The organism is Streptomyces sp. 3211.6 (genome assembly GCF_003634815.1).
GTDB lineage: Bacteria > Actinomycetota > Actinomycetes > Streptomycetales > Streptomycetaceae > Streptomyces > Streptomyces katrae_A.
This window is the reverse complement of sequence record NZ_RBXC01000001.1, coordinates 6,117,194-6,131,439: the sequence shown is the minus strand read 5'-3', so window position 1 is coordinate 6,131,439 and position 14,246 is coordinate 6,117,194. Positions and strand designations below refer to the sequence as shown.

10 protein-coding genes are annotated in these 14,246 nt (G+C 74.7%); 4 read left to right on the top strand and 6 right to left on the bottom strand.

Annotated features, from left to right (window positions below; all coding sequences use genetic code 11):
* Window positions 1-42: 42 nt before the first annotated feature.
* Window positions 43-756 carry a 3'-5' exonuclease gene (locus BX286_RS28250; protein WP_079430316.1) on the bottom strand — a complete coding sequence of 238 codons (714 nt, stop codon included), beginning with the start codon at window positions 754-756 and terminating at the stop codon, window positions 43-45.
* Window positions 757-974: 218 nt separating this feature from the next.
* A complete protein-coding gene (locus BX286_RS28245; RefSeq protein ID WP_079430315.1) occupies window positions 975-2,237 on the bottom strand; it encodes an SAV2148 family HEPN domain-containing protein in 1,263 nt (420 codons plus the stop codon).
* 295 nt (window positions 2,238-2,532) lie between these two features.
* Here BX286_RS28245 and glgX point away from each other — a divergent pair, with 295 nt between their 5' ends.
* Entirely contained in the window at window positions 2,533-4,647 is a 2,115-nt protein-coding gene (gene glgX / locus BX286_RS28240; protein WP_079432017.1) for a glycogen debranching protein GlgX, read from the top strand.
* A gap of 74 nt (window positions 4,648-4,721) precedes the next feature.
* On the opposite strand, the gene BX286_RS28235 is transcribed toward glgX, so the two are convergent.
* Entirely contained in the window at window positions 4,722-6,050 is a 1,329-nt protein-coding gene (locus tag BX286_RS28235; RefSeq protein ID WP_121016647.1) for an MFS transporter, read from the bottom strand.
* Window positions 6,051-6,132: 82 nt separating this feature from the next.
* Between BX286_RS28235 and treY the strand changes: the two genes are divergently transcribed.
* Both treY and BX286_RS28225 read left to right on the top strand, forming a co-directional pair.
* Window positions 6,133-8,397, top strand: coding sequence for a malto-oligosyltrehalose synthase (treY, locus tag BX286_RS28230; RefSeq protein ID WP_121016645.1), 2,265 nt, complete (start codon window positions 6,133-6,135; stop codon window positions 8,395-8,397).
* Window positions 8,398-8,628: 231 nt separating this feature from the next.
* The gene (locus BX286_RS28225; protein WP_079432016.1) at window positions 8,629-9,858 is read left to right on the top strand and encodes a M14 family zinc carboxypeptidase; all 1,230 of its coding nucleotides are present in this window, start codon (window positions 8,629-8,631) and stop codon (window positions 9,856-9,858) included.
* On the opposite strand, the gene BX286_RS28220 is transcribed toward BX286_RS28225, so the two are convergent.
* Window positions 9,840-10,256, bottom strand: coding sequence for a GNAT family N-acetyltransferase (locus tag BX286_RS28220; RefSeq protein WP_121016643.1), 417 nt, complete (start codon window positions 10,254-10,256; stop codon window positions 9,840-9,842). The two genes, BX286_RS28225 and BX286_RS28220, sit on opposite strands and share 19 nt — an antisense overlap.
* Before the next feature lie 212 nt (window positions 10,257-10,468).
* Window positions 10,469-11,041, bottom strand: a complete 573-nt coding sequence (locus tag BX286_RS28210) for a DUF1707 and FHA domain-containing protein (protein WP_100862626.1) — start codon at window positions 11,039-11,041, stop codon at window positions 10,469-10,471.
* Window positions 11,042-11,150: 109 nt separating this feature from the next.
* Between BX286_RS28210 and treZ the strand changes: the two genes are divergently transcribed.
* A complete protein-coding gene (gene treZ, locus BX286_RS28205; RefSeq protein ID WP_121016640.1) occupies window positions 11,151-12,902 on the top strand; it encodes a malto-oligosyltrehalose trehalohydrolase in 1,752 nt (583 codons plus the stop codon).
* A gap of 112 nt (window positions 12,903-13,014) precedes the next feature.
* On the opposite strand, the gene BX286_RS28200 is transcribed toward treZ, so the two are convergent.
* The gene (locus BX286_RS28200) at window positions 13,015-14,172 is read right to left on the bottom strand and encodes an aminopeptidase P family protein (RefSeq protein ID WP_121016639.1); all 1,158 of its coding nucleotides are present in this window, start codon (window positions 14,170-14,172) and stop codon (window positions 13,015-13,017) included.
* Between the last annotated feature and the right edge of the window lie 74 nt (window positions 14,173-14,246).

The window sequence follows — 14,246 nt, the reverse complement described above, 5'->3', positions numbered from 1 at the left end:
ACAGCGCGGGGCCGCGCGGTGAGCGGCGCCGGGCCGGGGCGGTCAGCGCCCGCGGGGTATGAGCGGCCAGGCCGGCTCGACGACCGCCGCCGGGTCGGCCGTGCGCCGCAGGTAGGCCTGGAGCGAGACCGACTGTTCGGCCGCCGCGCGGACCTGGAGCTCGTGCAGGTCCGCCAGCGGCATCAGGCCGACCGGCCGGTGCCGCTCCCCCATGCGCCGCACCACACGGGCGGCGGCCAGGGCGTCCGCCCGCGCGTTGTGCGCGTCGTCCAGCGCCACCCCGTAGTGGTCGCACAGCGCGTGGAGGGCCCGCTTGCCCTTGCGGTACTTGTCCACGTGCTTGTCGATCACCAGCGGATCGATGACGGGCCAAGGCCCGCCGCCCAGCCGCTCGCTGACCGAGGCGACCCCGTGCCGCCCGCACTCGCGGTCCAGCAGGGACAGGTCGTAGCGCGCGTTCATCACCACCAGGGGCGTCCCGAGCCGCAGCGCCCCGGCCACGGTCCGCGCGATCTCCTCCACGGCGGACGCGGCGGGCACCCCGTGCGCCCGGGCGTGCTCCGTCGATATGCCGTGGATCGCCGACGCCTGCTCCGGTATGGCCACCCCGGGATCGAGCAGCCAGGTCCGCTCCCCCGTCACGGACCCGTCCGCGTCCAGCCGCACGACCGCCGCCGTCACGATCCGGTCGGTCTCCACGTCGGTCCCGGTGGTCTCCAGGTCGAAGGCCACCAGCGGCCCGCCGAGCCAGCTCATCGGACGGCTCCCGCCCCGGCGCGCGGCGTCGGCCGCCGCCCGCCTGTGACGAGCGCCACGCCACCCGTCGGCCCCGCGCCCGCCGTCCCCTGGCCGAACCCGCCGCGCACTCCCCCGTGCCACGCCTCCATGACGCGCCCTCCCCCGTTTTCCGGTCAACGCGTTTCAGCCTGCCACGAGGCACTGACACCGGACGCGGCCACCCCCGGGGGCCGGGCTCAGGACACCGGGCGGGAGTCCTCCCAGACCGACTCGAACTCCTCCCGGTAGGTCTGGAACAGCCCGTGGTCCGCGTCCTTGGGAACCCCCCGCCCGCCCCCGCGCAGCACCAGCACCGGCGCCTCCATGCCCCGGGCCCGCCGCAGGTACGACTGGACCACCGCGATGCCCGAGGAGTGCCCCTCCACCAGATAGGCGGTGAAGCGCGGGGTCTCGTCGAAGACGTGGATGTCGAAGCGCGAGGGGTCCTTCAGGCCCGCCCGCACCCGGCGCACGTGCAGGATGTTCATCTCCACCGAGCGGCTCAGCTCGCCCTTGCGCAGCCCCAGCTCGCGCTCGCGCCGCTTGACCGCGCTGCTCGCCGGGTTCAGGAACAGCAGCCGCACCCGGCAGCCCGCCTCCGACAGCCGTACCAGCCGGCGGCCCGAGAAGTTCTGCACCAGCAGGTTGAGGCCTATGCCGATCGCGTCGAGCCGCCGCGCGCCGCCGAACAGGTCCTCCGCGGGCAGCTGCCGCTGGAGCCGCACCCGGTCCGGATGGACGGAGATGACGTCCGCGTACCGGTCCCCGACCAGGTCCTCCACGGCGTCGATCGGCAGCCGGTCCGCCGACGGGCTGCCCGAACCGGCCCCCAGCACCTCCAGCAGCCGCGCCGACGCGCGCTCCGCCTGCTCCAGCACCGCCCGCGACAGCGCCCGGTTGCGGGAGACCACGTTCCGCGTGACCTCCAGCTCGTCCAGGGCCAGCTCGATCTCGCGCCGGTCGTCGAAGTACGGCTCGAAACAGGGCCAGTGCTGGACCATCAGCTCCCGCAGCTGCGGCAGGGTCAGGAAGCTCAGCACGTTGTCGTCGGCCGGGTCGAGGAGGTAGCCCTTGCGCCGGCTGACCTCGCGCACCGCCACCGCCCGCTGCACCCACTCCTGCCCGGCGGGACCGGCGGCCGCGACCACCCAGTCGTCCCCGCCGTGCACGGGCTCGTAGACGGGCCGCAGCACGGCGCCGACCACCGACCGCAGCCGCTGCTCGATGAGGTTCAGCCAGATGTACGCCCGCCCCGCACGCTGGGCCCGGGTCCGGACCTCGCTCCACGCCTCGGCGCTCCAGTCCAGCTCCGCCCCGGCACGCCCCTCCCCGGCCGCCGGCTGGGCCAGCGACACCGCCGCCCCGGCCGCCGCGGCCCCCGGCACACCGCCTGGGGCGTCCGCCGGGCCGCCCTCGTGACCGCTGTCACCAGGGGGCAGCTCCAGACCTCCCGAGCTCACTCGTGCACCGCCTTCTGCGTCCGGACGCCCGTCTCCAGTGATCACGGAAGGGTACTCCGCGCGCGCGGCCCGATGCAGCCCGAAGCCGGCCGAGGTGATCACGCACACCCCGTCCGACTGTCCGTCAGACCATTATGTGATGCCCGGACGGTCAGCCGATCCGCATATCAGCTCTCCGGTTCACCCGTGAGGAGCATCCCAAGTCCACGCGTGCGGAGCCTCTTTCGGGGAAGATTCGGCAGAGACGTGATCCGCGCCGGACCGACCGGACCAGGATGGAAAGAAGTCGTTGCTGATGCAGGTCTGGCCGGGACAGGCGTATCCGCTGGGTGCCACGTACGACGGCGCCGGCACCAACTTCGCGGTCTACTCCGAGGCCGCGCGCCGCATCGAGCTGTGCCTGCTGCACGACGACGGCTCCGAGACCGCCGTGGAGCTGCGTGAGACGGACGCCTTCGTCCGGCACGCCTACCTCCCCGGGGTGATGCCCGGCCAGCGGTACGGGTTCCGGGTGCACGGCCCGTACGAGCCCGAGCGCGGGCTGCGCTGCAACGCGGCCAAGCTGCTGCTGGACCCGTACGCCCGGGCCATCAGCGGGCGGATCGACTGGGGCGAGGAGGTCTACGGCTACCACTTCGGCCGTCCCGACTCCCGCAACGACCTGGACTCGGCGCCGCACACGATGAGTTCGGTCGTGGTGAACCCGTACTTCGACTGGGCCAACGACCGCCCGCCGCGCCACGAATACCACCACACGGTGCTCTACGAGGCCCACGTCAAGGGCCTGACCATGCGTCATCCCGACCTTCCCGAGGAGCTGCGCGGCACCTACGGGGCGCTGGCCCACCCGGCGGTCATCGGACACCTGGTCAAGCTCGGGGTGACGGCGCTGGAGCTGATGCCCGTGCACCAGTACGTCAACGACCACCGCCTCGCCAACGACGGGCTCAGCAACTACTGGGGCTACAACACCATCGGCTTCTTCGCCCCGCACAACGGCTACGCCTCCGGCGACCGGGGCCAGCAGGTGCTGGAGTTCAAGTCGGCGGTGCGCGCCCTGCACGAGGCCGGGATCGAGGTGATCCTGGACGTGGTCTACAACCACACCGCCGAGGGCAACCACCTGGGCCCCACCCTGTCCTTCCGGGGCCTGGACAACGCCTCGTACTACCGGCTCGCGGACGACCCCCGGCACTACACGGACACCACCGGGACCGGGAACTCCCTGCTGATGCGCTCCCCGCACGTCCTCCAGCTGATCATGGACTCGCTGCGGTACTGGGTGACCGAGATGCACGTGGACGGCTTCCGCTTCGACCTGGCGGCCACCCTGGCCCGGCAGTTCCACGAGGTCGACCGGCTGTCCTCGTTCTTCGACCTGGTGCAGCAGGACCCGGTGGTCAGCCAGGTCAAGCTGATCGCGGAGCCCTGGGACCTGGGCGAAGGCGGCTACCAGGTGGGCAACTTCCCGCCGCTGTGGACCGAGTGGAACGGCAAGTACCGCGACACCGTACGGGACTTGTGGCGCGGCCAGCCGCGCACCCTCGCGGAGTTCGCGGGACGGCTGACGGGCTCCTCGGACCTCTACCAGGACGACGGGCGCCGCCCGCTGGCCTCCATCAACTTCGCCACCTGCCACGACGGTTTCACCCTGCACGATCTGGTCTCGTACAACGAGAAGCACAACGAGGCCAACAGGGAGGGGAACCGGGACGGCGAGACCCACAACCGGTCCTGGAACTGCGGGGTCGAGGGGCCGACCGAGGACCCCGCCGTCCTGGAGCTGCGCGAACGGCAGATGCGCAACTTCATCGCCACCCTGATGCTCTCGCAGGGCGTGCCCATGCTCAGCCACGGCGACGAGTTCGCCCGCTCCCAGGGCGGCAACAACAACGCCTACTGCCAGGACAACGAGCTGTCCTGGGTGACCTGGCCCGAACCGGGGAAACCACCGCCCTCACTCCTGGAGTTCACCCGCCGGATGGTGTGGCTGCGCCGCGACCACCCGGTGTTTCGGCGGCGCCGCTTCTTCCACGGCCGGCCGGTGGAGGGCACGCATGACGAACTCTCCGACATCGCCTGGTTCACCCCGCACGGCGAGGAGATGCGGGCCCGGGACTGGCAGGCGCAGCACGCCCGGGCCCTGACGGTGTTCCTCAACGGTGAGGCCATCTCCGAGCCCGGCTCGCGCGGGGAGCGGATCACCGACGACTCGTTCCTGCTGATGTTCAACGCGGGCGCCGACCCGCAGGAGTTCACCGTCCCGGCCGGGCACGGCGCGCACTGGCGGCTGGTCGTGGACACCTCCCGGGCGGAGGTGCTGCCCCCGGGCACCGGGCCGCAGTACGCGGCCGGGGACCGGGTGGCGCTGACGGGCCGGTGCCTGGCGGTGCTCCAGCGCCCGGCGTAGCGTGCAGCGGTCCTCCAGCGGCCGGAGTAGTCCGCGGCGGTGCTCCAGCACCCGGCGTGGCGTGCAGCGGCGCTTCAGCGGCCCGCGTAGCCCGCGGCGCCGCCGGGCGCGCCCCGGCCCTCGACGGAACCGGTGCGCTGGGCCGGGATGAACGCCCTGGCGGGTTCCGCGGCCGGGGCCGGGGGCCGGGCCGACGGGACCCGGGTGACCAGGGCGGTGGCCAGGCACAGTGCGGCCGCGCCCACGGCCACCGCGAAGGCCCCGACGGGCCCGTGGGCCTCGGCGAGCCGCCCGGAGACGGCCAGGGCCGCGGCCTGCCCGGCCACCAGCGCACTCGCGGCGAAGGCCATCGACTCGGCCAGCCGGGACGGCGCGACCACCCGTTCCGTGAGCGCGAACGCGGTGATCAGGTGCGGGGCGTAGGCGGCCCCGAGGACGGTCACGACCGCGTACAGCGGCCACAGCGTCTGCGTGAACAGCAGCGGCACCGACAGCACCAGCGCCGCGCCCGTCGCCACCCGCCAGCGCAGCCGCAGCCCGAAGCGGGCGGGCAGCGCGCCGAGCGCGAGGCCCACGGCGGCGCTGACCACCCCCATCGCGGCGTACACGATGCCGGCCTGGCCGGGTACGCCCAACCTGGCGGTGAGGGAGGCGATTCCGGCCTGGCAGGCGCCGAACATGGCGCCCTGGAGGGCGAGGGAGGCGCGGACGGCGTGGACCACGCGGGGCTGGGCCACGCGGGGCCGGCGCGGCGCCCGTACGCCCTCGGCGCGGGCCCGTGCCGAGCTCGCGGCCGTGACGGCGGCGGTGGGGTGCAGGGCGTAGGCGGTGCCGAAGACGGCGACGAGGGCGGCCGCCCCGCCGAGGGCGACGGCCGGGTGCAGGGCGAGCGCGGCCAGGCCGACGAGCGCGGGGCCGAAGACGAAGGAGACCTCGTCGAGGGTGCCCTCCAGCGAGTGCACGGCCCCCACCACCCCCTCACCGGCCCGCGCCCGGTGGGCGAGCGCCACGGAGCGGGTCCGGGCGAGCGGCCCGATCAGCGGCACGGAGGCCCCGGCGACGGCGCCGACGGCGGCGAGCACGGCGGTCCCCAGGCCCGTGAGCGCCCCGGCGACGAGGGCGGCGGTGGCCACGGCGTTGACCGCCGCCGCGGCGAGGACCACAGGCCGCTGCCCGTGCCGGTCGGCGAGCCGCCCCAGAACGGGCCCGAAGACCACCTGGCCCGCCGAGAGACAGCCCCCGACGATGCCGGCGGTGGCCAGGGAGCCGCTGGTCTCGGACACCAGCAGGACACTCCCGAACTGGGACATCGCGACGGGCAGTCGGGCGAAGAAGGAGAGGACGGGGAGGAAGGGCCCGGTCAGGGCGATGACGCTCCGGTACGTACTGAGGGTTGAAGCCACTTGATCGACACTAACGCGGCGCAGTCACCCGGATGCATTGGGTCATGGCACGGAATCACGCGGGCTGGGTACGTACGTTCTCATGAGCCAGCGGTATTCAATCAGCCAATCGGAATCCGACGTTCAGAAGGACGTCATTCCGGCGTCGACGTACCGTCTCCAGCTGACGCCCGCATTCCCCTTCGCGGCGGCCGGGGCAGCCCTGCCGTACCTCTCCTCGCTCGGCGTGTCACACCTCCACCTCTCCCCCGTCCTGGAGGCCGTACCGGGCTCGGCCCACGGGTACGACGTCACCGACCACGGCCGGGTCCGGGAGGAACTCGGCGGGGAGCGGGGTCTGCGCGCCCTGGCCGCGGCCGCGCGGGAGCGGGGGCTCGCGCTGGTGCTCGACATCGTCCCCAACCACATGGCGCTGCCGTCGCCACTGCGGCTGAACCGGCCCCTGTGGGAGGTGGCGCGGGAGGGGCCGGCGTCGCCCTACGCCCGGTGGTTCGACATCGACTGGGAGGCGGGGGGCGGACAGCTCCTGCTGCCGGTGCTCGCACGGCCGGACGAGCCCTTCACCGTGGACGCCGGCGCGGGCCTGCTGCGCTGCGGAGACCGGGAGTTCCCCCTGCGCGCCGGCACCGCGCACCTGCCGCTGCCGGAGCTGCTGGCCGCCCAGTGGTACCGGCCGGCCTGGTGGCGCGAGGCCCGTACCTCCCTCAACTACCGCCGTTTCTTCACCATTTCGGACCTGATCGGAGTGCGGGTGGAGGACCCCGCCGTCTTCGCCGCCACCCACGCCAAGGTGCTGGAGCTGGTACGGGACGGGGTGGTGGCGGGCCTGCGCATCGACCACGTGGACGGCCTGGCCGACCCCGAGGAGTACCTGCGACGGCTGCGGGCGGCGGCCGGCCCGGACTGCTGGGTGGTCGTGGAGAAGATCCTGGCCCGCGACGAACGCCTGCCGGCGTCCTGGCCCGTGGCGGGCACCACCGGCTACGACGCGCTGCACCGGGTGGACGGGGTGTTCACGGACGCGGCCGGAGTCGGTGAACTGGCCCGGCAGCACGGCGAGTCGACGGGCACACCCTCGTGGGAGGACACCGCTTCGACGGCCGCCCGGGAGGTCCTGACCGGTGACCTGGCCGCCGAACTGGCCACCCTGGAACGCTGGGCGGGACCGGAACGGGCTTCGGCGGTCCGCGAGTTGCTGATCGCCTCGCCCGTGTACCGGACCTACCCCGGCGGGCCGGGCCCGGACCCGCAGACCCTGGAACGCGCCGCCGCGCGGGCCGGGACGGCCGCGGTGGACGGCGTACGGGCCCTCCTGGAGCAGAGCCCCGCCTTCGAGGCCCGCTTCGCCCAGACCTCGGCGGCCCTGCGCGCCAAGTCCCTGGAGGACCGGGCCTTCTACCGCTGGACCCCGCTGCTGTCGGCGACGGAGGTCGGCGGCGCGCCGGGGGCCCCGGCGGTGGCAGTGGCGGAGTTCCACGCGTACTGCGAGGAACGCGAACGGGACCGCCCCGCCGCGGGCACGGTCCTGTCCACCCACGACACGAAGCGCAGCGCGGACGTCCGCGCCCGGATCGCGGCGCTGTCGCAGGCGCCGGAGGCGATGGGGCCGGTGGGCGGCCCCGACCCGCAGCTGGCCTGGGTGGCCCGGCAGAGCGCGCTCGGACTGGGCGACGTCCCCGAACGGGGCCCCCGGCTGGCGGCAGCGCTCCTCAAGGCCGCACGGGAGGCCGCGCTGCGCACCTCCTGGACCGACCCCGACGAGGCCTACGAGGCCGCAATCGCGGACCTCGTCCCCCCGGACCCGGTGGAGCTGCCCCCGGCCCTGTCGGAGGCCGCCCGGGCCAACGTGCTGGGCATGACCCTGCTGCACCTGACCATGCCGGGGGTGCCGGAGGTGTACCAGGGCTCCGAGTCCGAGTTCCGCGCCCTGGTGGACCCGGACAACCGCCGCCCGGCCGAGTTCCCCGGGGAGGCCCTGGCCGCCCTGGACGCGGGCGCCGCCCCGGCGACCCTCGCGGAGGAGAAGCTGGCCCTGACGGCCGCCCTGCTGCGGCTGCGCCGCTCCCGCCCGGCCCTGTTCAGGGGCTACGCCCCCCTGACGGCCGACGGCCCGGCCTCCGACCACTGCCTGGCCTACACCCGCCCGGGCGGCCTGGTGGCGGTGGCCACCCGCCTCTCCCACCGCCTGGCGGAAGCAGGCGGCTGGCGCGACACCACCCTCCCCCTCCCCCCGGGCCGCTGGCTCCCCACCCACGGCCCGCGCCCGTCCACCCCGTACGAGGGAAAGGTCCGGCTATCGCACCTCCTGGCAACGCTCCCGGTGGCGGCCCTGACCCGGGCGGGGTAGGGGCCGTCACGGCGGGGACCGGCCATCGCCCCCTCGAGGGGCGGGGGCGGGGCGGTGTCTGCCCACCCGCCTCCCCGGGTGCGGGTGGGTGGGGCGGGGGGGGCGGCGTCCCGCCGGGCGGTGACCGGACAGCCGGACGGGGGTGGGGGTGGTCGGGACCTGACTCGGCCTGGGGACCGGCACAGACGTTCGGGTGCAGTAGGGCGGGGGTGTGGCGGGCATGGCATGGGGGTGAGCCTCCTCCATGACATGCGTTATCCCGCCCCGCACGAACTAGCCCTGGCCGCACGTGCGATGGCGGACGAGTACCCCGCCCGGGTGCGGTTGCGGCAGGTCGGGGAGTCGCGGGGCGGGCAGCCCCTGTGGGTGCTCTCCGTCGAGGGGCGCGGCGGGGGTGAGGTGCTGGTCGTCGCCGGGGCGCACGCCAACGAGCCCGTCGGCGGGGCGACCGTGCTGGAGCTCGCGCGGCGGGTGAGCGAGGGTCCGGGTGAGGGGGCGGGGTGGCACTTCCTGCTCTGTGCCGACCCCGACGGCGCGGCGCTGCACCGTACCCCCCGCCCGGTCTCACTGCTCGACTACCACCGGCACTTCTACCGTCCCCCGGGACCCGAACAGCCGGAGTGGGCGCCTTCGTTGCTCCCCCCTGACCGGCTCCCGCCCGAGTCCCTCGCGCTGACGGGACTCATCGACGAGCTGCGTCCCGTGCTCCAGGTGTCCCTGCACGGTACGGATCTCGGCGGCTCCTGGGTGCAGCTCACGCGGGACCTGCCGGGGCTGGCCGAGCCGTTCGGGAAGTCGGCCGCCGAGCTGCGGATCCCGGTGGAGACCGGGGCCTCCGACGCCTCCGGCTGGGCCTCTCCCGGCCCGGGGATCTTCGTGATGCCGGACGCGGGGGTCATGGGGTCCCACTCCGAGGACACCCGGCTGAGCACCTGGTGCCACCGTGCGACCGCCACCGCGATCGTGGAGGTGCCCATGTGGGCCTCCGACCTGGTGGACGATCCCGCCCCGCACCCGGACCCCCGGGGCGCCCTGCGGGCGCTGGCCGGGCGGCTGGACGGGGAGGCGGCGCGGGTCGCGGAGCTGCGCGAGGGGGTCGGGGCGGCGGACCCGGACGCGGCCGCGCTGCTGCGGGCGGTGGACTGGACGCTGCGGCTGATCCCGCAGGTCACCGCCGCCTGGACGGGCCCGGTGGCGCCGGCCGGGACGACCATGGCCGCCCTGGCCAGTGTCGACGCCTTCGGGCGGCGCCTGACGCTGCGCGCCGCCGCGATGCTGCTGCGGGTCGTCCGGCCGCAGGGGCATCCGGCGGCGCCGGGCCTGGACCGGCTGGTGACGGGGTGGTGCGAGGAGTTCTCGGCGCGCTTCCGGGCCCGCCGGGTGCCGGTGGCCACGCAGGTGGAGCACCAGTCCCGGACGGTCCTCGCCGCCCACCGGTGTCTTCAGACGGGCCAGGCGTAGCGGCGCTTGGCCCGGCTGCCGGCGCCCAGGCGGTCGTAGAAGCGGATCGCGCCCTCGTTCCAGTCCGGGGTCTGCCATTCGACGTGGCCGAGGCCGCGGTCGCGGGCGAGGTCCGCCACGGCCTCCATCAGGGCGGCGCCCAGGCCGTGGCCGCGGGCGTCCTCCGCCAGGTAGAGGCAGTCCATGTGGAGGTAGGAGGAGGCGTCCCAGAAGGCGAACTCCTCCGAGCAGGCCGCGTATCCGGCGACCGTGCCGTCAGGGGTCTCGGCGAGCAGCACCCAGAGCCGGGCCCCTTCGGCGAACAGCCGGGGTGTGAGGCGTTCGGCGAGGCCGGGCGGGCGGGGGTCCGACTTCTCGTACGCGACGTGTTCGTGGATGAGCTCGGCGAGCCGGGGCATGTCCTGGGACCGGGCAAAACGGACGCGGGAGCCGGAGGAAGAGGAAGAGGCCGAGGCAGAGGCGGAGGCGGAGGCGGAGGCAAAGCCCGAGCCGGAGGCAGGGGCAGGGGCAGAGGCAGAGGCAGAGGCAGAGGCGGAAGGGTCTTGGTTCATGGGAGGACATCCTGCCCTCGGCCCCGCCGGCCCACCGCGCCCCGCCCGGATGGCGGACCTCAGCCGGCGGACAGCCGGAAGGTCATCCTCCCGAATCCCACCTGGTCCCCCGCCCGCACCACGGCCACCCCCGTGACCCGGCGCCCGTTGACGGTGGTGCCGTTCGTGGAGCCGAGGTCCCTGAGCAGCCACACCCCGTCCCGCAGGCTCAGCTCCGCGTGCGCCCGCGAGACGGTGTCGTGGCTGAGGCGCAGCCCGTTGCCCGGGTCGCGGCCGATCCGCAGCGGGCCGGCGCCCGGATGCGGGAGCAGCAGCTTCGGGAGCCGTTCGGACTGCCAGGCCCGCCGGACCCCCACCGACACCGCCGAGGCCCGCCCCACCCAGCCGAACAGCCGGTGGGTCCACGGGCTTTCGGCGCCGAGCGGGCCCCCGCGGGTCTGCAGGTCGGCCAGGAGCACGGCCAGGTCCTCGGAGCGGCGGGCGACCAGCGCGAGTTCCATCCGCCGCAGGAAGGTGTCGTGCGACAGCTTCCCGAGGGCCGCGCCCTCCCTGAGCTGGCCCAGCGCCCGGTCCCGTTCCGCGTCGGACAGGCGCGGGGCGGGGTAGGCGGGGAACTCGAAACTCGACGTCACAGGGTGATTGTCGGCCCGTCGGGTGCGGAGTGTCCAGAACTCCCCCGGCGGGCCCGGAATGATGGGCACGATACGCATGCCACGTCGGCCGAGGACAAGGGGACCGTCCGTGCAGTTCGAGGTGTGGGCACCGCTGACAGGTCGGGTCGCCCTGCGACTGAACGACACCGTCTACGAGATGACGCCCGACCCGGCCCCCGGCCGCCGGGGCTGGTGGACGGCCGAGGCCCCGGCGGCCGACGGCGACCGGTACGGGTTCCGGCTCGGCGACGATCCGGCGGTGCGCCCGGACCCGCGCGGGCGGCGGCTGCCGGACGGCACCGACGGCCTGTCCGCCGTGGTCGACTTCGAGCCCCTCACCCCCCGTACCGCGCCCCCGCACCTCCCGCTCCAGGACGCGGTGCTGTACGAGCTGCACATCGGCACGTTCACCCCCGAGGGCACCTTCGACGCCGCGGCCGCCCGCCTGGGGCACCTGACCTCGCTCGGCGTGACACACGTGGAGCTGATGCCGGTCTGCCCCTTCCCGGGCCGGCACGGCTGGGGTTACGACGGGGTGGCACCCTGGGCGGTGCACGAGCCGTACGGGGGTCCGGCGGGGCTGGCCCGGTTCGTGGAGGCGGCGCACGCGGCGGGGCTGGGGGTCGTGCTGGACGTGGTCCACAACCACCTCGGCCCGTCCGGGAACCACCTCCCCGCCTTCGGCCCGTACTTCACCGACACCCACCACACGCCCTGGGGCGCCGCGGTGAACCTGGACGCGCCGGGATCGGACGAGGTGCGGGCGTACCTGATCGGCAGCGCCCTGGCCTGGCTGCGGGACTACCGGATCGACGGGCTGCGGCTGGACGCCGTGCACGCGCTGGCCGACGGGCGGGCGCTGTCCTTCCTGGAGGAGCTTTCGGCGGCCGTGGACGCGCTGGCCGCCGAGTCGGCGCGGCCGCTGTTCCTGATCGCCGAGTCCGATCAGTGCGATCCGCGTCTGACCACGCCGCGGTCCTCCGGGGGTCTCGGCCTGCACGCGCAGTGGAACGACGACTTCCACCACGCCCTGCACGCCGCGCTGACCGGCGAATCCCAGGGCTACTACGCCGACTTCGCCGCCGCCCCGCTGGCCGCGGTGGCCAAGACCCTGACCCGGGGCTTCTTCCACGACGGCACCTGGTCCTCCTTCCGGGGCCGCACCCACGGCCGGCCCGTGGACCGCCGCCGCACCCCGGCGCACCGCTTCCTGGGCTACTCCCAGACCCACGACCAGGTCGGCAACCGGGCGGTGGGCGACCGGCTGTCTTCGTCCCTGTCCCCCGGGCTGCTGGCCTGCGCGGCGACGCTGGCGCTGACGGGGCCGTTCGTGCCGATGCTGTTCATGGGCGAGGAGTGGGGGGCGGGGACGCCCTGGCAGTACTTCACCGACCACCAGGACCCGCAGCTGGCCGAGGCGGTGCGCAGCGGCCGGCGCCGGGAGTTCGCGGCGCACGGCTGGAAGGCGGAAGAGGTGCCGGACCCGCAGGACCCGGCGACCAGGGAGCGGTCCTGCCTCGACTGGGCCGAGCCCGAGCGGGAGTCGCACGCCTGGCTGCTGGAGTGGTACCGGACGCTGATCCGGCTGCGCCGTTCGCAGCCGGACCTGCGCGACCCGGACCTGGCGGCGGTCCGGGTCGCCTTCGACGAGGAGCGGCGGTGGCTGACGTTCCGGCGGGGTGACGTACGGGTGGTGGTCAACCTGGGGACGGAGTCGGTGACGGTCGCGCTGGGACGCAACGGCGTGCGGGTGCTGGCCTCGTGGGAGCCGGTGGAGCATCCGGGCCCGGACGGGCGCCTGCACGTACCGGGCGAGTCGGCGGTGGTACTGGGGCCGTAGCCGCCCATGGGCTCCTGCTTCGGGCCGTAGTCTCCCGTTGCCTCCCGTAGTCTCCCGTTGCCAGCCCTCGCCTTCCGCCTCCGTCCGTGGCCCCCTGCGCGCCGGTCCGCGGCTATTGCACGATCGCCATCTCGCGAGGGGCGTTGTTGAGGCGGCGGCCGCCGTCCTGCGTGACCGTGACGATGTCCTCGATGCGGACGCCGAAGCGGCCGGGCAGGTAGACGCCCGGTTCGACGGAGAAGCACATGCCGGGGACGAGGGGCTGTTCCTCGCCCTCGACCATGTACGGCGGCTCGTGCGTGGTGACGCCGATGCCGTGCCCGGTGCGGTGGATGAAGCGGTCGCCGTAGCCGAACTCGGTGATGACGGCGCGGGCGGCGCGGTCGACGTCCTGGCAGGTGGCGCCGGGGCGGACGGCCGCGAAGCCGGCCTGCTGGGCTTCGCGGACGATGTCGTGGACGCGCTGTTCCTCGGCGGTGGGTTCGCCGACGTGCACGGTGCGGGAGATGTCGGAGCCGTAGCCGTGCTTGAGGCCGCCGAAGTCGAGGACGACCATGTCGCCGTGCCGGATGAGCCGGTCGCCGGCCTCGTGGTGCGGGTTGGCGCCGTTGGGGCCGGAGCCGACGACGGTGAAGTCCACCTGGGAGTGGCCGTGTGCGCGCAGCAGGCCGGCGAGGTCGGCGGCGACGTCGCTCTCGCGGCGGCCGGCGAAGGGAACGTGGAGGATCTGCGCGTAGGCGGCGTCGGCGGCGGCTCCGGCGGCGGCGAGGCGGGCGAGTTCGCGGTCGTCCTTGACGGCGCGGAGCATGGGCAGGGCTTCGGTGAGGGGGGTGTAGGAGGTGGTGGGCAACTCCTTCTGCAGGCCGAGGAGGTGGAGGGCCCAGGTGTTGTCGCTGACGCCGAACCGGCCGCTGACGTCGAGGAGTGGGGCGGTGAGCGCGTACGGGTCCTTGCCGTCGGTCCAGTCGCGCAGGGTGAGGGCGCCGGCGCCGGGGGCCTTGGCGGCGTCGGGGGCCTCGAGGGCGGGGACGACGAGGACGGGGTCCTGGCCGGCGGCGAGGACGAGCAGGGTGAGCCGTTCGGTCTCGGCGGTGGGGCGGTATCCGGTGAGGTGGGCGAGGTCGGGGCCGGGTGCGATGAGCAGGCCGGCCAGGCCGGCGTCGGCCGCGGCCCGGGCTGCGGCGGCCATGCGGGCGGAGTAGTCGGCGGTGGTGAAGGGGGCCGGGTCGGGGTGGGCGGGGGCGGGGGCGGGCTGCGGTGTGGTGGTCATACGGGGATCCTGCCGTGAGGCGTGCGGCGAGCGCAGGGGCCGCGCCGGTCGGGATTCCGGGTGCGGGGAGCTCC

Coding starts and splice junctions, on each gene's coding strand:
- BX286_RS28250 (WP_079430316.1), bottom strand. CDS start 756: ATGAGCTGGCTCGGCGGGCCGCTGGTGGCCTTCGACCTGGAGACCACC.
- glgX (WP_079432017.1), top strand. CDS start 2,533: ATGCAGGTCTGGCCGGGACAGGCGTATCCGCTGGGTGCCACGTACGAC.
- treY (WP_121016645.1), top strand. CDS start 6,133: ATGAGCCAGCGGTATTCAATCAGCCAATCGGAATCCGACGTTCAGAAG.
- BX286_RS28220 (WP_121016643.1), bottom strand. CDS start 10,256: ATGCCCCGGCTCGCCGAGCTCATCCACGAACACGTCGCGTACGAGAAG.
- BX286_RS28200 (WP_121016639.1), bottom strand. CDS start 14,172: ATGACCACCACACCGCAGCCCGCCCCCGCCCCCGCCCACCCCGACCCG.